Raw genomic sequence first — 18213 nt, forward strand, 5'->3', positions numbered from 1 at the left:
TTTAACTTGAAGCCGATAAATAACACCAATTTTATAGGCTGATTCCGTCATTAGAACCCCTTAAAACAAGAAATAATAGCAAAGTGAAAAAGTGACGTTACGAAGAGGGAAATAACATTGTTTCACCAAAAGTATTTTCATCCGTCTAGTAGTCTGCCAAGCAGGGAATATTTATGAGTGCCGCATCTAAAGACACGGGGGAGGCCAAAAAGGGTTTTGCCTCTATAGTTGAAAGGATTAAAGCTGATCCTAAAATACCGTTAATGATTGCGGCGGCTGCGGCTGTTTCAATTATTGTCGCCCTTCTCCTCTGGCTACGCAGCCCTGACTACCGTGTACTTCTTAGCAATTTAAGTGCTAAAGATGGTGGCGATATTGTTGGCCAGCTAACTCAGATGAATGTGCCATATCAAATTGCTGATAATGGTAGCGCTATTTTAGTTCCTGCAGATAAAGTGCATGAATTACGTTTAAAGCTCGCTCAATCAGGTTTACCTAAAGGTGGCAATACTGGTTTTGAATTATTAGATAAAGAACAATTCGGTATCAGCCAATTTAGTGAGCAAATCAATTACCAACGTGCATTAGAGGGTGAACTCTCTCGTACTATTGAATCCCTTAGCCCAGTACAAAGCGCTCGGGTGCATTTAGCAATTCCTAAACCCACCTTATTTGTGCGTGAGCAAAAGCTACCAACGGCCTCTGTGACGGTCGGTTTACTACCGGGAAGAATGCTTGATGAAGGGCAAATCAGCGCTATTGTCCATATGGTATCAAGTAGCGTAACAGGCCTAACCTCTAGTAATGTCATTATTGTTGACCAAGCGGGTCGCTTACTCACCAATAACGATAATAGCCAGCAATCGGCGAACAGCGCACAAATCAAAATGACTAAAGAGATGGAATCCCATCTCAAACAGCGCATTGAAGATATTCTGTCACCGTTAGTCGGTCGTGCCAATATTCATGCCCAAGTCACCGCACAAATGGATTTCTCGAAAGTCGAACAAACTTCAGAGGAATATAAGCCTAACCAAACGCCAGATAGTGCGGCCATTCGTTCCCGCCAAAACAGCCAAAGTATGCAAAATAACAATGGCGGAACCGGTGGAGTGCCAGGTGCGCTTTCAAATCAACCCGTTAGTGCACCAAGTGCACCTATTGAAACCAATAAAGACAATAAAGATGGCGCTCAAACGGCGAATAACCGTAATAGTGTCTCGAACTCGCAAAGCGATGAAACCACAAATTACGAAGTAGATCGCAAAATTAGTCACACTCAACGGCAAATTGGTGTCGTCGATAGGCTCTCGGTCGCAGTTATTGTCAATTACCATTCACAAGATGGTGAAAATGGCCCAGAAATGAAGCCATTGCCACCAGAGATGCTGCAACAAATTGAAGCATTGACACGCGAAGCAATGGGCTTTTCCACTGCACGTGGGGATTCTCTCAACATTACTAATTCATTGTTTACCAATGAGGCTCCGGTTGAAGAAGCACCTTCGTTGCTTGAAAGCCCACAATTTATTGCTCAGTTACTGGATTACGGAAAAATACTGCTTATTGCCATTATTGCTTGGTTTATGTGGCGTTTCGGTATCAAACCTCAATGGGTTAAATACCGAAAAGCACAACAAGCCCAAGCTGAAGCCGAGGTTTTTGTTGCCACACAACTGAAAACACCGCTCGTGGTTGATGAAGCGATTGATGAAGAAATGGATGAGCAAACACGCCGTCGCCTGACTCGTCAACGTGTTAGTGCTGAGATCCAAAGCCAACGTATCCGTGAAATGGCAGAAAAAGATCCACAAATCGTGGCAATGGTTATCCGTCAGTGGTTAGGAAAATCCCAATGAGTTTAAGTGGAACAGAAAAAAGTGCCGTGATGTTAATGACGCTCGGTGAAGACCAGGCTGCGGAAGTATTTAAGCACCTGAATCCTAAAGAAGTTCAGCAATTGAGTATGGCAGTGTCAAACATGCGCCAAATCTCAAATAATGAATTGGCAGAAGTATTAACTGAATTTGAAGAGTCAGCGATTCAATTCGCGGCACTCAATATCAACACGAATGACTATCTGCGTTCTGTATTGGTGAAAGCACTTGGCGAAGAACGCGCCGCAAGCTTACTTGAGGACATCTTTGAAAAACAAGAAACCACGTCAGGGATCGAAAGCCTCAACTATATGGAACCCCAAACCGTTGCCGATATTATCCGTGATGAACATCCGCAAATTATCGCGACTATTTTGGTTCACTTAAAACGCAATCTTGCAGCGGATGTCCTCGAATTATTCGAAGAGCGCCAACGCAACGATATTATGCTACGTATCGCCACCTTTGGTGGTGTCCAACCTGCTGCATTGGCGGAATTGACCGAAGTGTTGAACAACTTACTGGATGGCCAAAACCTCAAACGCAGCAAAATGGGTGGCGTGAGAACTGCGGCAGAAATCATCAACTTGATGAAAAGCCAGCAAGAAGAAAGTGTTATCGATGCAATGCGTGATTACGATGGTGAGCTTGCTCAACGTATTATTGACGAAATGTTCCTATTCGAAAACCTTATCGAGGTGGACAACCGCAGCATTCAACGTATTTTGCAGGATGTTTCGACAGACTCGCTGGTTATTGCCCTCAAAGGCAGCAACCAAGCACTACGCGACCACTTCCTCAACAATATGGCCGCTCGCGCTGCAGAAATCGTGCGCGACGATTTGGAATCACGTTCTCCTGTGCGTATGTCTCAAGTGGAAAACGAACAAAAAGCCATTTTGCTTATCGTTCGTCGTTTAGTCGAAAAAGGCGAAATCGCTATAGGTGGTGGAGACGACGTCTATGTCTAAGTCAACAATTCCAAATGACCAATGGCAGCCTTGGCAGCTTCGTGAGCTTAATCAATGGGATCTCAACTCAGGCATTCCTGCATTAAGTGATGTTCCTGAGCCTGACGCGCCAAAAGTCCCGTGCCTTGAACCAAAAGAAGTGTTAGAGCAAATTAATTTGCTCGATAACATCAAGGAAGATGCACAGCGGACGGGTTACCAACAAGGGCATGAAAAAGGCCAGCAAGAAGGTTACCAAGCTGGTTTTGAGCAAGGCTTACGAGCTGGAGAAGAACAAGGGCGTGAGCAGGCACTTGCTTTGCAACAACCTGTGATTGAAACATGGCAAAAACTGCTGTCTGAATTCAATTATTCTCTCGATACCTTTGATACGGTGGTGACCACTAAACTGTTGCAGATAGCGTTGACTGCGGCTAAGCAAGTTTTAGGTCAATCCACCGTTTGTGATGGCACTGCATTGTTGGAGGAAATCAGCCAGTTACTCCAACAAAAACCGATTTTTGCTGGGCGGCCTGAACTACACGTCAACCCAAATCATTTTGAATTGATTGAACAGCACCTAGGTTCCCTACTCAACTTGAACGGCTGGCGCTTAGTCGCTGATCCTAAACTGCATATCGGTGGCTGCCGAGTCGTCGCTGAAGACGGTGAAATTGATATGACTGTGGCGACACGTTGGCAAGAATTGTGTCGTTTATATGCACCGGAGAGCTTTTCATGACGGCACGATTGGGACGCTGGATTGCTTCGTTGGACGATTTAGAATCGCGGATGAAAGGGATCCCGATGGTGCGTCGTTATGGCCGCCTCACAAAAATCACTGGCTTAGTGATGGAAGCCGAAGGCATTAAAATGCCTTTGGGGGCAACCTGCTTTATTGAACGCTCAATTAATGGCGGCTCAGATGAAGTGGTGTGTGAAGTCGTCGGTTTTAACGGCCCAAGAATGTTATTGATGCCATTAGCCGACCTCGAGGGGATCGCCCCGGGTGCCCGTGTTTATGCACAATCAACCGGTGATGACGGACAAACTAGCCGCTTACTCCCTATTGGTAATGAATTATTAGGCAGAGTACTTGATGCCCAAGGTAATCCATTAGATGGAAAAGGCCCCTTAGAGGTAAAAACACGCGCGCCATTAATTACCCCACCAATTAACCCATTAGAACGAACGCCTATTAGTAATGTATTGGATGTCGGTGTTCGTGCAATCAATGCATTATTAACCGTCGGTCGCGGCCAACGTATGGGGCTATTTGCTGGCTCTGGTGTGGGTAAAAGCGTATTACTTGGCATGATGGCACGCTTTACACAAGCCGATATTATCGTAGTCGGGTTGATTGGTGAACGTGGTCGTGAAGTCAAAGATTTCATTGAAAATATCTTAGGGGCTGATGGCTTAAAACGTGCCGTTGTCGTTGCCGCACCAGCCGATGTGTCTCCTCTATTGCGCATGCAAGGCGCCTCTTATGCCACTCGTATCGCAGAGTATTTTCGCGATAAAGGCTTAAGTGTGTTGCTGATTATGGACTCACTCACTCGCTACAGCATGGCACAACGGGAAATTGCGTTAGCCGTGGGTGAACCACCAGCAACGAAAGGCTATCCACCTTCTGTATTTGCCAAATTACCAGCATTAGTTGAGCGTGCAGGGAATGGGAAAAATGGTGGGTCAATTACCGCTTTCTATACCGTTTTAACGGAAGGGGATGACCAACAAGACCCAATTGCTGACTCGGCTCGCGCCATTTTGGATGGCCATATTGTTCTTTCCCGTTCACTGGCTGAGTCAGGGCACTACCCTGCCATTGATATTGAAGCTTCCATCAGCCGAGCAATGACGGAGCTCATTCCTAAAGAACATTACCGAAAAATTCAACGTTTCAAGCAGTTAACGTCTAGTTACCAACGCAACCGAGATTTAATTAACGTCGGTGCTTATGCAATGGGCAGTGATCCTATGTTGGATACGGCTATCCAATATTACCCACGCATGTCGAAGTTTTTGCAGCAAGATATTGATGAGCGATGTGATTATCAAACCGCATGCGAACAGTTGACACAAGTGGTTCCCAACGAATAACGAGGGGATAAATGGCCAAAAATAATGCCTTAACAACATTACTCACCTTAGCTGTTGAAGCCTCGGAAGAAGCAGCAAAAGTGTTAGCTCAAGTGCGCCAAACCCACACCCAAATGGCGCAGCAACTAAATATGTTGGAAAACTACCAATCCGAATATCGTCAAAAACTCAACCAAACCTTGCATACGGGTATGGAATCGGATAAGTGGCAGAATTATCAGCAATTTTTGGTCACATTGGAACTGACCATTGAACAACAGCAGCAACAACTGAATTTATGGGAGCAACGCGTTAACGAAGCTAACCGCCATTGGCAAGAAAAACAACAGCGTGTCAACGCGTTCGATACGTTAATTCAACGTGCTGAACATACTGAATACCAACGTCAAAACCGCTTAGAACAAAAGCAAATGGATGAATTTGCTCAACGAGCGACTTTACGGAGACCTCAATAAATGGACATCAACGCCCTGAATGTGCCAACCGCATCATCGACTAAAAATGGCAATATACAACAAAATGAATCGCGCGCTGATGAAAATCAAGCCCCTGCACTCCCCTTTCAAGCCATGCTTGATAACCAGCAACCGATTGAAAAACAAAATGTCACTAATCAACCGATCAATGAAGAAGCACTTAACAAAGATATTGTTGACAACAAACTGGCAATAGCGAGTAAAGAAACGATTGAACAAACCAAGGTTGGGCAAAAAACGGCTGAAAATGCCATTGAGCAACTGAACTTTAGCCGTAACTTACGTTCTGATAGCGTGCAAACTGCACTTAACACTGAGTTATTAACAGGCAAAGATGCTAACGAGCAAGCGTGGCTAGAGAGCTTAAAACAGTCATTAACTGGCCAAGTACAAGCAACGACAAATACAACTATTAAAACAGAAGCACACCCGGTTTTAGGCGCATTTACCCAAAAAATGCAGCACCTAACGGATAATGCGAATGGCATCATTAATGAAGATGATGGCAAGCATCTTGAAGGTTCACAGTTACAGTTAGCGGGCGAAGAAGACAGCCCAGAGCTTGGGGTATTTATTAAGAATGAAAAAGAAGAGCGTCGTGACCAGTCTCTTTTTCCCCTTGATAACCCAAAAGATATACGTGGCAAAAATTTAACTGCTGATTTCATGCCATTAAATAAGAAAGTGAGTGATAAAGAACCCGTATTAAACCTACAAAATGTTTCAAGCGATACCCTAAACCAAACCACAAAAGGTGCGTTTACCTTACAAACTGAAACTGGTGCTTTTACCACCACATCGTCACAACATACAACAACTGCGCCGGTTAGCATGATGCCAATGACATCAACAGCCCAAGCGGCAACGATGAATGCGCCAACGGCTACACCAACCCTGCATTTAGCCAGCCAATTAGGTAGCGAAGCATGGCAGCAGCAATTAAGCCAACATATGCTGTTTTTCTCTCGCCAAGGGGTTTCTCAAGCGCAAATTCGTTTGCACCCTGAAGAGTTAGGTTCACTAAGTGTGCATTTACGCATCGAAGATAACCAAGCAGTAATGCATTTTGTCTCTCCACATAGTCATGTACGTGCTGCCATGGAATCCATGATGCCAGTGCTACGCAGTGCGCTACAAGAAAGTGGTATTCATCTTGCTCAAGGCTCTGTTGGCCAAGATAACTTGAACCAGCAATCCGATAGCTCTCAGCAAAATGCGCACCAAAACGATGGCCAAATTCAAGCGACACATCCATCCGTTGGTGCTGTTGGTATCAGCGAAGCAAATGCCACTGTTTCACCTAAAAATGTAGCATCAAGACAAGGTGGCATTAACACTTTTGCATAAAAAACAAACGAATCGCGGTAATTTCCTAGCTAAAGCGCCGAGTTACCGCCTTTTTGTTTCGTTTTTCACTCCTTTAACTCTTGGCAACCAAGCCATAATGCTAGAGATCATAACGTAAAAACCCATTTGGGTTTAGCATCCAAGAAACAGGAATTCAGCTAAATGTCGTCGAGCAAAAAATCAAAAAGTTCCAACAAAGGGTTGCTTATTCTATTTGCCCTTCTTGCCCTTGCTGGCGCAGGGTTTGGGGGTTATACCTGGTGGACGACACAACAAGGCACGCAAACGGCGAGTGAGGAAGAAAAGCGCCCGAACATGCCACAACCCATTTTTATGGAGTTAGAGCCATTTACCGTCAATTTGGCAGGTGCTGCTGATGCGCCGGATCGTGTGCTTTATATCCATGTGACCTTGCGACTGGCGAATGAAAAATCGCGTAAACAACTTCATGAATACCTCCCTGAAGTACGTAGCCGTATGTTACTGCTGCTTTCAGAGCAAAAAGCAAAAAATATCGAGACGCATGAAGGTAAGTTGCAGTTAATGAAAGATATCAAGCAAACTCTTACCCCTACCCTGATCCCGGGGGATACCGATCAGGATATTTCTGATGTGTTATTTACTACTTTTATTCTGCGGTAATATTCATGAGCGATAATATTTTATCTCAGGCCGAAATTGATGCGCTGCTTAATGATGATACGCCATCAAGCAGTACGCCTGTGCCAGAGACTCAAGGGAAAGATAATGTTCGCCCTTACGACCCGAACACTCAACGTCGGGTTATTCGTGAGCGAATGCAGTCTCTCGAAATCATTAATGAACGTTTTGCTCGCCAGTTCCGTATGGGTTTGTTCAATATGTTACGTCGCAGCCCAGATATTACGGTGGGCGGTATTAAAATTGAACCTTACCATGAGTTTGCGCGTAATTTACCCGTACCAACTAACTTAAACTTAATCCATATGCCGCCTTTACGAGGCACGGCACTGTTTACCTTTGAGCCCGCATTAGTTTACATCGCTGTCGACAATCTATTTGGTGGAGACGGCCGCTTTCCTGTACGACAAGAAGGTAAAGAGTTTACCAATACTGAACAACGCATTATCAATCGCATGCTCAAGTTAGCTTTAGGGGCTTATCGCGATGCTTGGAAGCCAATCGCTGATATTGAAGTGGAATATGTACGTTCTGAAATCCAAGTCAAATTCACTAATATCACCACCTCCCCTAATGACATTGTCGTTACCACACCGTTTTTAGTGGAGATAGGCAATACCGTTGGTGAATTCAGTATTTGTATTCCGATCGCCATGATTGAGCCATTACGTGAACGTTTAATAAACCCACCAATGGAACAAGGCCACCAAGAAAATGAAACTTGGGTCACCAACCTTGTCACCCAAGTGAAACGTTCTGAACTTGAGTTGGTTGCCAACTTTGTTGACATTCCAATGCGAATTTCTCGCTTACTGCAACTGCAAAAAGGGGATGTGATCCCAATTGAGAAACCTGACCGCCTCATCGTTAATGTTGATGGCGTTCCCGTATTAACCAGTCAATACGGTACTCAAAATGGCCAGTATGCATTGCGTGTAGAACATTTGATTAACCCTGTATTAAACACTCTAGATGAGGAAAGTACCAATGAGTGAGGCGAAGAACTCTCCTGATGCATCAACCAATCACGACAGTGAAGACCTATGGGCTGAAGCGCTGGAACAGCAAAAAAAAGCGGAATCCGCCTCAGCTGGTGCACAGGCTTTCGACAACTTTGATGGACAAAACCCGCTAAATCAACTGTCTGATATCGATATGATCATGGACATTCCTGTCCGTCTTTCAGTTGAATTGGGGCGCACTAAAATGACCATTAAAAAACTACTGAGCTTATCCCAAGGTTCTGTAGTTTCTCTGGATGGCTTAGCGGGTGAGCCACTGGATATTTTAATCAATGGCTATTTAATTGCGCAGGGGGAAGTGGTCGTGGTTTCAGACAATTACGGCATTCGTATTACTGACATCATTACGCCTTCCGAACGTATGCGCCGTTTAAGTCGTTAATTAACTTCGTGAGTCGCTGATAATGGCAATACCCAATCAAACTGAGCAGGCACCGATATCTGTGCCTTTTTTATCAACAACCGTTTCCTCTGGTGAACCTAATACTCCTGCTATTGACCACAATGATAGCTTAACGCAGACATCAGGGGCTTTAGGGGGGATCATTTTATTGATACTAGCAGGTGCTTGGTTGGTGAAAAAATTAGGATTTGCTCCCCAAAAAATGGGCAAAGAGCAAATCGTAAAAGTCAAAAGCCGTTGCTCATTAGGTAATAAAGAACGCGTTGTGGTTATTGAGGTGAATAATGAGTGTTTGGTATTAGGTGTTACGACACAAAATATCAGCCTCTTACACCAATACCCGGCTGCACCTGAAGTCGCTGAGATATTGCCAACCGAACCGCTCACCTTTCAGTCTTTATTAAAGAAAAAACAAGAGGCTGCAAAATGTGCGGCTTCAGTTACACTTATGCATAAGTAATCGGAAGCGCTCATGTTACCTCTAAAATCTTTACTCACGATTACTACCCTCTTGTTTTTATTGCCAAATCCCGCTTCTGCGGCACTACCAGCCGTTATCAGCCATTCAATGGCTGATGGTGGACAAACTTGGTCTTTACCTGTTCAAACGCTTTTATTTTTGACCTTATTAGGCTTTATTCCCGCCTTATTATTAATGATGACCAGTTTTACCCGCATCATTATTGTTTTAGGTTTATTGCGTAACGCGCTCGGAACGCCCTCCGCTCCCCCGAACCAAGTCTTATTGGGTTTAGCACTGTTTTTGACCTTTTTTGTGATGTCACCCGTTGCCGACCAAGTGTATCGTGAAGCCTACCAGCCTTTTAGCGAAGACAAAATTAGCCTCGAAACCGCTTTAGAGAAAGGGACAGCACCGTTAAGAACCTTTATGTTAGGGCAAACACGCGAATCCGACTTAGCCCTATTCGCAAGAATAGCCAAGGTAGGTGAAATTCAAGAAGCGAAAGATGTTCCATTACGTATTTTAGTCCCAGCCTTTATTACCAGCGAACTAAAAACCGCATTCCAAATTGGTTTTACTATTTTTATTCCATTTTTAATCATTGACTTAGTGGTTGCCAGTGTCTTAATGGCATTAGGGATGATGATGGTTCCACCTGCAACAGTTTCCTTGCCATTTAAATTAATGTTGTTTGTATTAGTTGATGGTTGGCAACTATTGCTTGGCTCATTATCGCAAAGCTTTTTTAATTAGGATTATTTTACTCGGAGTAGTTATGACACCTGAATCAGTAATGGCGATGGGAACTGAAGCGATGAAAATTGCGCTGATGCTAGCTGCCCCTTTGTTATTAGCCGCTTTAGCTGCGGGTTTAATTATCAGCTTGCTGCAAGCCGCCACGCAAGTGAATGAAATGACGCTGTCTTTTATCCCTAAAATTTTGTCGGTTATTTCTGTGATTATTATTGCAGGGCCTTGGATGCTGAATTTGCTTACCGACTATATGCGGTCATTGCTTAGCAACTTACCGTTTATTATTGGTTAACAATGCTAACCATTACCAGTGAAACGCTCACATTGTGGCTCAGCCAAGGTTTCTACCCTTTCATACGCCTTTTGGCGCTGCTTGGTACAGCGCCCTTTTTTAATGAAAAACAGGCGATTACCAAAGTTCGCGTTGCATTGGCTTTTTTTGTTGTGTTGATTGTTTCCCCACAACTTCCTGTCGTGAATATTCCCCTATTTTCTGCCATGGGATTATGGGTTATCGTGCAGCAAATGGTGATTGGTATTGCGATGGGGCTAACAATGCAAATGGCATTTGCTGCCGTGCGTCATGCGGGGGAAGTGATTGGTTTGCAAATGGGGTTATCTTTCGCCACCTTTTTTGACCCAACTGGCGGGCCCAATATGCCAATTTTAGGTCGCATATTTAACGTAATTACTATTTTATTGTTTCTCGCTTTCGATGGGCACTTGTGGCTTATTTATATTGTAGTCAATTCATTTGAACTGCTCCCAATTCAAACCGCGCCATTAAATCGCGATGGTTTTTGGGTATTTGCTCAATTTGCTAACACCATATTTATTAATGGGTTAATGTTGGCCTTACCGTTTATCACCTTATTTTTAATTCTAAACCTTGCTTTAGGTATTCTAAACCGCATGACTCCGCAGTTATCGGTATTTGTAGTCGGTTTTCCTTTAACGCTCACCATTGGAATTAGTATGTTAGGGCTGATTATTTCTATCCTCCCGCGCTATACCGAGCGTTTGATTCACCAAGCTTTCGAGCAGCTATCGTTGATGTTTAATTTGTTTGTTTGAGTATCGATACTTAATTATATAGCAACGGTCTTCTAAGCCACCTATGTGGTAGTGGATCTGCATTTAAACAGCCGTCACTGATGTTTAATTTGCTTTAGTGTTTATTCAAGATAATCATAAAGCAATTAAATTAGTTTACCCTTATAATTCACTTGGATATGAATAATTATTAATTTTTAAAGAATAAAAATATTTCTGTGGTGTCATCAGAGTTCCAGTAGCCATATCAAAAACTCTATCTGCGACAGAAATAGCATCTAGACGATGTGCAGCAAATAAACGGGTTATCTTCATGGCCTTAATAGATTCATTTATATTTCTTTCATTTTTTATATCGAGGGCTGAGGTAGATTCGTCTAAAATGAGTATTTTAGGTTTTCTATAAAGTGCACGCGCAAGGAAAACTCTTTGTTTTTGCCCTCCAGAAAGTATACTCCCCATGTCACCAACAATAGAACCATACCCATTAGGCATATTAATAATATCATCATGAATAGATGCAATCTTTGCACACTCATGCATAAATTCAATATCTACCTGTTCAGAAAAACAGGTAATATTATCCATTAATGTTCCGGAGAACAAAAAATCATCTTGTTGAACATAAGAAATGTTTTTACGATACACTTCAATTCCTATATTTGATATTGGAATTTTACTAAACCGAATTTCTCCTTTTGTCGGTGTAAGTAAAGATGCTATAACATGTAGCAATGTAGATTTTCCACATCCGGATACACCAACAAATGCAACACTTTCTCCTTGCTCAACAGTAAAAGATACATTCTTAAAAATAAAAGGCTCATAATTTGAGTAAGCGAAATACAATGAAGATATTTCTAATGTACCGTCAAAATTTTCAGAAATATCCTCAGTATAATTCATTTCTGAATATTCACTTTCCGTAAAAACCACATCACTAAGTCTATCTATATGTATAGTCAACATTTTAAATTCATATATTACATCACATAAGTTTATAGTTCTCTGTATGAATGTATCTGCATATACCATAAAAGCAAATAAAATACCCATAGTAAAAAAACCATTTTCAATTAATTGTGACCCACCATAAATAGCAGTACATGCAACTAACCCAGTTATGCCCCCACTGATCAACCGAAAAATAAGCTCAATACGAAAAAGTTTGATACTTGCTGAAATACTCTCTGTAGAAAGCCTTAGCCATTTTATTTTTCTATTTGTACTCAGAGATAACATTTTAATTGTTGATATACCACGGACTGTTTCTATAAAATGAGAACTTTGAGCTGCAGTTTTACTAATTAATTCAATTAAAGCCTTTTTATACACCCCAAAAAAAGCCCATTTAATCAAAGCATAAATCAATGCAATAAATACGATCATCATACATAGTGTAATACTGTAAAAGCCCATAGCTAAAAGAAGAAAAATTGTAATTATTGCATCAAGAGTTGCACCAATCATACGGGCTGTAAATGCCTCTTGAATTTCATTTAATGACTGTAAACGAGAAACCACATCTCCTAAATAACGTTTTTGATAATAATTTATAGGAAGGCTAATTAACTTATTTAAAAAACTTTCAGACCAAATCAATCCAATTGTATATTTTGCTGCTGTAATATTCCAATCTCTAAACCACGTAAACAACATCCTCACAAATATCATAATGATAATAAAAGAGAAAATAATATTAAGAGCAATTAAGTTTCCTGTATTAAGGATATTATCCAATATAAACTGAGATGATGCTGGAATCAAAAGAGTCATAATTTCTATAACTGCTGAAAATATAATAACCTTTACTAATACTGATGTTTTCCCTTCTATTCCAGCGAACATATCTTTTAGTGTTAGTATCGTGGATTTTTCAATTTTTTCAAATGTTGAGCTAGGTGACATTTCAAGTACTATTCCTGTGAAACAATTCGATAGCTCAGAATGAGTAATACTTCTTTCCCCTATACTTGGATCATGTATAATTCCGCCATTTCTAGATAATTTTTTAAGGACTACAAAATGATTAAAAGACCAATGCAAAATACAAGGTAGCGATAAAGACCTCAGCTCATCTAATTCTACCCTGACAGGAGAAGAAGTCATATTTAATTTTTCGCCTAAAACTATTATATCTTTAAGACTCATTCCATTACTTGATACTTCAAAGCGTTTTCTAATTGAAATCATATCAATTTTGAAACCGTGATAATTCATGATCATTGCCACACAAGCAAGGCCACACTCAGCGGCTTCAGCTTGAAGAATCACAGGAAGAGATTTCTTAAAAATAGAAGTTATAGATAAGAATTTCATGCATATCACCGTTTTATTAATTAGTCATTCTAAATAACCATTTATATAACTCTTTTTTCTCTGACAAGATTGATGCCTCAACTTGCATTCCTTGCTTTAAAGGTAAACCAATGCGATTTTCCGGAGATACAGTCACAACAAAATATTTTCCATTTTCTTGATGAACTACAGCTTCTGAAACTGAGATTATTGTAGCAATAAATTTTCCATATCGTTTCCACGGATAAGCGGCTACTCGTAATTTTACTTTTTGTCCAATTTTAATTTCGCCTACTGATTCTGCACCAATTTGTAACCTAATAACAGGAACCGCACCTTTAGGTATAACTGAAGCTACAATATCTCCTTGCCTAACCTTATTTCCACGTATTTTATTTATGCCAACAACATTCCCACTAATTGGACTAACTATTTCTAAACTTTCAGAAATATCAACTTCTATTAATTGTTGGGAAATTTCAATCATAGATTGCTTTACATTATTAATCATTTCATCCGTACTAAAACTCAATATATTAACTTCCTTTTCCAAATTGATTAAGTCAGATTTAACTCTAGTCAAATTAACTAATGTATTTTTTAATTTTTCATCATTAAGCAATACACTTTCTCTTGATTTATATAACATCATTTCAGAAATAACCCCCTTCTTTTTATAACTAATAAAAGAATCATACTTATCTTTTGAATAAGAAAGAATCAATTTATTAACAGACAATAAATCTTCAACATTTCTCAGTTCATTTTTCTTATTCAAAATAGCTTCTGACAACTTTAATAAGTTTACATCTCTTTTTTTATTTAATAGAATAATTTTTTCATTAAATAGTTTCATTATATTATTTAGATTTTTCCTTTTCTCTTTTGAAACTATTCCTGATGCACCTTTAATTTTATTATTAATAAACATTATTTTTTCGTTCACACTAACATATTGCCCGTCAATAACTTTTACTCCTTCGACCATACCATCCATAGGTGAAATTAGAGAATAAGCATTAGGATTAAAAGCAACAACCCCAGAAGCTTCGACATTAATGCTATAAGTACCTTTAATAATTAGACATAACAGTATAAAATAATTATAAAACTTAGGAAAAAAGGTATTCCATATGCTTTCGGGATACTTCTAGAACTTCTGCCGATCCAATTACTTTTATTACTAGCAATAGCTTCCTTACGAAATATACCCATAAGTAATAGCTCTTATTTGTTATTTTTAGGAAGACTAATCAATATCTGTTCATCTGTTATAACTAGTATTCTATTTGATAAATAATCATGACCAAGCAGCCCATCAAAATCTATCCTACTATCTTTAACTTGAAATAATAATGCATTAATATTAGTAGAGTCTGGTGTTGTAATTATTTTTTTTGGACAAGATGTTGAAACATTAACACAGCCTTTTTCAGTACCAGTAAAGATAACTGAATGACTGGCTCCTGTATCAATTACCATTCTATATTTTTCATTACTATCAGATATTACATCAACCATAACCCCTTGTTTTGTCTTAATGTAATTTAAAGAATACCAATCATAACCTCCAAGAATTTTATTTAAATCACTTGTTATTATTAGAGCATTTGAAATATAATCGACAACCAATATTTTATTGCCATTCATAATACCTAACCCTAACACTCCATTAATAATATATTCTCCGTTTTCATCCATCATTCCTTCACCCCATGGTTTTAATATTTCCATATTCATGTCTTTAAATATTTCACCATTAATTTTAATATCAATCCCTTTCGACATAACCGTTGAACTTTTATGGCCAAAAACATCAATAGAATTTTGTACGACTGCCTCACGTTTATTAAAATCAGGAATAATTAAATCAAAGATAGTTTTAGGAAAATAAAAAGAATTCGATGCTCCTGTATCAATAGATATCCGGTCAATTTCATGGCCATTAATATTCATAGATATTAATGGCATGTTCTTTTCATCAAAGGTAATAGGAGTACGAATATCAGCCCAAACAAATTTCATTGATGAAGTAAGAGTAATAAATAGAACAAATAAAAATTTATGCATTTTTATCAATCCCTATATTTTTTGCTATTTCATTCGAATTTATACCTAGATTTATAAGATATGCAGCTCCACGACTGAGGAATGACTGCATTGCATCACAGTAAATTGTTTTATTCTTGAAAGCATTATCTTGTGAATATCTATTAATAGGTCTTCCACCTGCACAAACTGCTTTCCAGATACAACCATGACAATCGTCAGGTAAAAAAGACTCTATTTTACTCAATTCTCGCATCGGAAAACTGGTAATAATTTTTTGATAGGAAGCATCTCTAATGTGACATATTGGAACAAAAATGTCTGAAAGTGTTGAACGTAATGTATCATCAACATATATATAACCTGTAGAGGTCACTGTTATAGCTATTGTTTGATGTAATTCATTTTGCGGAGTAACACCTAAGACTATGTAGTCCTCAGCTCCAGTTAAAATTCTGAGGTAGGCTGATAAAATTCGTATATCACACTCAGGATCATTTTGCGCAAACCAAGCATCACAAATATCAACTAGAAAACGTTTGATTCCTTCTGTATCTACTGTATTTACATAGTTATTATCCGGAAGGAGAAAATCAAATTTTCTACATTTCATGTCATGATAAAAATATTCGAAAAGTTCTTTTCCACTAGCGTCCGGATTAATAACGGATAATATTGGCGGTGTGGGAATAATTTTTCTATTTTCCGCTGCTGAGTATAATGCTTGATATCCATTCATTGTTGCTTCATATGAGCTGCGCCCTTTATGATCTAAACGATATCTATCATTTATATGTTTTGGTCCATCAATAGAAATACTTACTGATATATTGTATTTTTCAAAAATTTCGAGCCATTCATCATCAATCAATGTCGCATTAGTCTGTAACCCAATACGAAACTCAGCCCCTTTATAGTCTCCAGATCGAAGAGTTTCGCAAAGGTAAATAAATCGCTTTTTTTTGAGCATCAAAGGTTCACCTCCATGCAGGTCAACTTGTATTACATTGTGCTCAACTTCGTCTGCCACTCGTTCTAAAAAATTTTTAAGTTCTACTATTGTAGTATTGGATATAACTGGAGCACTATTTAGCGCTAATTCACTTCCCATGTTAAATATATAGCAATATGTACAGTTTAAATTACAACGTTCACTAATTTTAAGTATAACTTCAAAATGTTTAATTTTAAGCATAGTAACTAACTATTGAATTAATTAATTGAAAATGCGGCCATAGCCGCACTCGTATTACCAAGAATTTTTCCATTGAAAATTAACCCATCCACCAGCAGCTTCAGACTTCCCTCCTCTGATATGTTCAAGTAGTTTAGATACATCACTATCTTTTTTAATTTTTAAATTTGCGGAATTTTCTTGTATAACCGTTTTAAATTTTTTCATAACCCTCTCTTAAAAAGAAAATTTTAGTTTATAAAACCAAAAGAATTATTTAATTTACTCTATGGCAAATTGATAATAATCTTATATAACTAATTCTGTCCATCTCTTTTTTTTAATATCCATATATTATATTTCACTCCAAAACAAATAATAATCACACAGATAAACTATAAAACTTTAATACATTCAAAAACGTTAAGTTATGATATAATAAAATAATCAGCCCACAAAAAATGAGTAAAAAATTATTTAAAATAATACCACCATCAATTTAAATTATATTGAATAGTATTTCCTTAAATATAACAATATTAAATAATGAAACTTTAATTTAATAATCTCGGCAACTAATTAAAACAAAAAAACCGCGCTTGAATGGCTCCAAAGCGCGGTGAGTAAAAAGAATATTAAATAATTAACGGCTGCCGAAAAGTGACATGCTGTTTAAGTCTTTAAAAATACTTTGTGAGGCTTCAAACATCGCTTTTTCTTTATAATAATCTGTGGTGGTGCCAGTCCAGTTAGTTTCTAACAACTCACTTTTGCGAGCCGCATTTTGAATCGAGCGCGTATCCGCTAAAAAATCTAATTTATCAATTTCTTGTAATTGTAAGCCTTGCTTAGCTTCAATATTAGAAATTTGATCTAATGCGGACTTGATGGCTCGGTTCGCTTCACCTAACTCAGCTTGCGCTTGGTCTAAATCTGCTTGTGGTGCGCCTTGCAATGGCTTTTTCAGTGATTCTATACCTGTGTTCAGCGCTTTAAAAATATTGACCACATTATTGCTATCGGTTTCAAACACTTGTGCGCCAGTGAAATAAGTCGTCATCTCACGGTCACTCGCCACATTCTGCATAATCGCTTTATCGCCACCGTGATACAACACATCACCGTTAGCATCAATTTCAAATGGCGGTTTATCTGATTTAAAACCTGCGAAAATATACCGACCATTTCCATCTGTCGAGTTACCTAACGCCACTAATTGTTCTTTCAAACCCGTGAGTTGCTCAGCCAAAGTATTACGGTCTTTATCGCTTAAAGCACCTTGGTTTGATGCCTGAATAATGGTGGTATCAATTTGCGTCGTCACATCTGTCATCTGAGTCAAAATACTCATCTGCAGCGTCATTCCTGTTTTGGCAAACCCACGACTAGCAACATACTGTTGATTTCGGTTCTCTGACTGGTTAATCCGCACCGCTTGCGAAGACGCTTGCGGGTCATCAGAAGGCTTGCTTACACGCTTACCAGAAGCTAATTGACTTCCTGCATCCATCCAACGCGCTTGCGCACTGTTCATGTCTTGTAAGCGTTGGTGATAAATCATATTGGTACTTAAACGCATCGCTAA

General features: G+C 39.3%; 19 protein-coding genes. 13 read left to right on the plus strand and 6 right to left on the minus strand.

Going from position 1 to position 18213, the window contains the following annotated elements; all coding sequences use genetic code 11:
- Positions 1–173 precede the first annotated feature (173 nt).
- The 13 genes from fliF to fliR all read left to right on the plus strand — a co-directional run bounded on the left by fliF (position 174) and on the right by fliR (position 11128).
- The gene (gene fliF / locus P3L40_RS13800) at positions 174–1859 is read left to right on the plus strand and encodes a flagellar basal-body MS-ring/collar protein FliF (protein WP_136135207.1); all 1686 of its coding nucleotides are present in this window, start codon (positions 174–176) and stop codon (positions 1857–1859) included.
- Positions 1856–2848 (plus strand): flagellar motor switch protein FliG, encoded by a 993-nt coding sequence (gene fliG, locus P3L40_RS13805; protein ID WP_004255600.1) that lies wholly within the window; start codon positions 1856–1858, stop codon positions 2846–2848. Before fliF ends, fliG begins: the two co-directional genes overlap by 4 nt.
- Positions 2841–3569, plus strand: coding sequence for a flagellar assembly protein FliH (fliH, locus tag P3L40_RS13810; RefSeq protein ID WP_136135208.1), 729 nt, complete (start codon positions 2841–2843; stop codon positions 3567–3569). The genes fliG and fliH overlap by 8 nt, the downstream gene beginning before the upstream one ends.
- Positions 3566–4930, plus strand: a complete 1365-nt coding sequence (gene fliI, locus P3L40_RS13815; protein WP_094961183.1) for a flagellar protein export ATPase FliI — start codon at positions 3566–3568, stop codon at positions 4928–4930. Before fliH ends, fliI begins: the two co-directional genes overlap by 4 nt.
- Positions 4931–4941: 11 nt before the next feature.
- Entirely contained in the window at positions 4942–5385 is a 444-nt protein-coding gene (gene fliJ, locus P3L40_RS13820; protein WP_094961182.1) for a flagellar export protein FliJ, read from the plus strand.
- A complete protein-coding gene (locus P3L40_RS13825; RefSeq protein ID WP_136135210.1) occupies positions 5386–6753 on the plus strand; it encodes a flagellar hook-length control protein FliK in 1368 nt (455 codons plus the stop codon).
- 162 nt (positions 6754–6915) lie between these two features.
- Positions 6916–7395 carry a flagellar basal body-associated protein FliL gene (gene fliL, locus P3L40_RS13830; protein ID WP_136135211.1) on the plus strand — a complete coding sequence of 160 codons (480 nt, stop codon included), beginning with the start codon at positions 6916–6918 and terminating at the stop codon, positions 7393–7395.
- Positions 7396–7400: 5 nt separating this feature from the next.
- Positions 7401–8408, plus strand: a complete 1008-nt coding sequence (gene fliM, locus P3L40_RS13835; RefSeq protein ID WP_004909898.1) for a flagellar motor switch protein FliM — start codon at positions 7401–7403, stop codon at positions 8406–8408.
- Positions 8401–8817, plus strand: a complete 417-nt coding sequence (fliN, locus tag P3L40_RS13840; protein WP_004255621.1) for a flagellar motor switch protein FliN — start codon at positions 8401–8403, stop codon at positions 8815–8817. Before fliM ends, fliN begins: the two co-directional genes overlap by 8 nt.
- Before the next feature lie 22 nt (positions 8818–8839).
- Positions 8840–9298 carry a flagellar biosynthetic protein FliO gene (gene fliO, locus P3L40_RS13845; protein WP_196731681.1) on the plus strand — a complete coding sequence of 153 codons (459 nt, stop codon included), beginning with the start codon at positions 8840–8842 and terminating at the stop codon, positions 9296–9298.
- 12 nt (positions 9299–9310) lie between these two features.
- A complete protein-coding gene (gene fliP, locus P3L40_RS13850) occupies positions 9311–10054 on the plus strand; it encodes a flagellar type III secretion system pore protein FliP (RefSeq protein ID WP_180312019.1) in 744 nt (247 codons plus the stop codon).
- A gap of 22 nt (positions 10055–10076) precedes the next feature.
- Positions 10077–10346 carry a flagellar biosynthesis protein FliQ gene (fliQ, locus tag P3L40_RS13855; protein WP_004255630.1) on the plus strand — a complete coding sequence of 90 codons (270 nt, stop codon included), beginning with the start codon at positions 10077–10079 and terminating at the stop codon, positions 10344–10346.
- Positions 10347–10348: 2 nt separating this feature from the next.
- Positions 10349–11128 (plus strand): flagellar biosynthetic protein FliR, encoded by a 780-nt coding sequence (fliR, locus tag P3L40_RS13860; protein ID WP_136135213.1) that lies wholly within the window; start codon positions 10349–10351, stop codon positions 11126–11128.
- A 141-nt stretch (positions 11129–11269) separates the two neighbouring features.
- Here fliR and P3L40_RS13865 read toward each other — a convergent pair whose 3' ends face one another.
- The 6 genes from P3L40_RS13865 to flgL all read right to left on the minus strand — a co-directional run bounded on the left by P3L40_RS13865 (position 11270) and on the right by flgL (position 18207).
- Complete coding sequence (locus tag P3L40_RS13865; RefSeq protein WP_210852636.1) at positions 11270–13426, minus strand: peptidase domain-containing ABC transporter; 2157 nt, start codon at positions 13424–13426, stop codon at positions 11270–11272.
- A gap of 16 nt (positions 13427–13442) precedes the next feature.
- The gene (locus tag P3L40_RS13870) at positions 13443–14402 is read right to left on the minus strand and encodes an HlyD family secretion protein (protein ID WP_316927975.1); all 960 of its coding nucleotides are present in this window, start codon (positions 14400–14402) and stop codon (positions 13443–13445) included.
- Between the two features lie 230 nt (positions 14403–14632).
- The gene (locus tag P3L40_RS13875) at positions 14633–15475 is read right to left on the minus strand and encodes a hypothetical protein (RefSeq protein ID WP_136135215.1); all 843 of its coding nucleotides are present in this window, start codon (positions 15473–15475) and stop codon (positions 14633–14635) included.
- Positions 15468–16649 (minus strand): cyclophane-forming radical SAM/SPASM peptide maturase XyeB, encoded by a 1182-nt coding sequence (xyeB, locus tag P3L40_RS13880; protein ID WP_210852632.1) that lies wholly within the window; start codon positions 16647–16649, stop codon positions 15468–15470. Before xyeB ends, P3L40_RS13875 begins: the two co-directional genes overlap by 8 nt.
- A gap of 54 nt (positions 16650–16703) precedes the next feature.
- The gene (locus P3L40_RS13885; protein ID WP_210852630.1) at positions 16704–16856 is read right to left on the minus strand and encodes a hypothetical protein; all 153 of its coding nucleotides are present in this window, start codon (positions 16854–16856) and stop codon (positions 16704–16706) included.
- A gap of 415 nt (positions 16857–17271) precedes the next feature.
- Positions 17272–18207: a flagellar hook-associated protein FlgL gene (gene flgL / locus P3L40_RS13890; protein WP_036957851.1), complete on the minus strand. Its 936-nt coding sequence runs from the start codon at positions 18205–18207 to the stop codon at positions 17272–17274.
- Positions 18208–18213: the final 6 nt, after the last annotated feature.

Origin of the sequence: Providencia sp. PROV040, from assembly GCF_032706145.1 — a bacterium.
GTDB lineage: Bacteria > Pseudomonadota > Gammaproteobacteria > Enterobacterales > Enterobacteriaceae > Providencia > Providencia hangzhouensis.

What these genes read in the sequence shown, in the direction of transcription:
- fliL (WP_136135211.1), top strand. Translation starts at nt 6,916, where the DNA reads ATGTCGTCGAGCAAAAAATCAAAAAGTTCCAACAAAGGGTTGCTTATT.
- fliF (WP_136135207.1), top strand. Translation starts at nt 174, where the DNA reads ATGAGTGCCGCATCTAAAGACACGGGGGAGGCCAAAAAGGGTTTTGCC.
- fliH (WP_136135208.1), top strand. Translation starts at nt 2,841, where the DNA reads ATGTCTAAGTCAACAATTCCAAATGACCAATGGCAGCCTTGGCAGCTT.
- P3L40_RS13885 (WP_210852630.1), bottom strand. Translation starts at nt 16,856, where the DNA reads ATGAAAAAATTTAAAACGGTTATACAAGAAAATTCCGCAAATTTAAAA.
- P3L40_RS13825 (WP_136135210.1), top strand. Translation starts at nt 5,386, where the DNA reads ATGGACATCAACGCCCTGAATGTGCCAACCGCATCATCGACTAAAAAT.
- P3L40_RS13870 (WP_316927975.1), bottom strand. Translation starts at nt 14,402, where the DNA reads ATGGATGGTATGGTCGAAGGAGTAAAAGTTATTGACGGGCAATATGTT.
- fliM (WP_004909898.1), top strand. Translation starts at nt 7,401, where the DNA reads ATGAGCGATAATATTTTATCTCAGGCCGAAATTGATGCGCTGCTTAAT.
- fliN (WP_004255621.1), top strand. Translation starts at nt 8,401, where the DNA reads ATGAGTGAGGCGAAGAACTCTCCTGATGCATCAACCAATCACGACAGT.
- fliJ (WP_094961182.1), top strand. Translation starts at nt 4,942, where the DNA reads ATGGCCAAAAATAATGCCTTAACAACATTACTCACCTTAGCTGTTGAA.
- fliG (WP_004255600.1), top strand. Translation starts at nt 1,856, where the DNA reads ATGAGTTTAAGTGGAACAGAAAAAAGTGCCGTGATGTTAATGACGCTC.
- fliR (WP_136135213.1), top strand. Translation starts at nt 10,349, where the DNA reads ATGCTAACCATTACCAGTGAAACGCTCACATTGTGGCTCAGCCAAGGT.
- P3L40_RS13865 (WP_210852636.1), bottom strand. Translation starts at nt 13,426, where the DNA reads ATGAAATTCTTATCTATAACTTCTATTTTTAAGAAATCTCTTCCTGTG.
- fliP (WP_180312019.1), top strand. Translation starts at nt 9,311, where the DNA reads ATGTTACCTCTAAAATCTTTACTCACGATTACTACCCTCTTGTTTTTA.
- fliI (WP_094961183.1), top strand. Translation starts at nt 3,566, where the DNA reads ATGACGGCACGATTGGGACGCTGGATTGCTTCGTTGGACGATTTAGAA.
- fliO (WP_196731681.1), top strand. Translation starts at nt 8,840, where the DNA reads ATGGCAATACCCAATCAAACTGAGCAGGCACCGATATCTGTGCCTTTT.
- xyeB (WP_210852632.1), bottom strand. Translation starts at nt 16,649, where the DNA reads ATGCTTAAAATTAAACATTTTGAAGTTATACTTAAAATTAGTGAACGT.
- flgL (WP_036957851.1), bottom strand. Translation starts at nt 18,207, where the DNA reads ATGCGTTTAAGTACCAATATGATTTATCACCAACGCTTACAAGACATG.
- P3L40_RS13875 (WP_136135215.1), bottom strand. Translation starts at nt 15,475, where the DNA reads ATGCATAAATTTTTATTTGTTCTATTTATTACTCTTACTTCATCAATG.
- fliQ (WP_004255630.1), top strand. Translation starts at nt 10,077, where the DNA reads ATGACACCTGAATCAGTAATGGCGATGGGAACTGAAGCGATGAAAATT.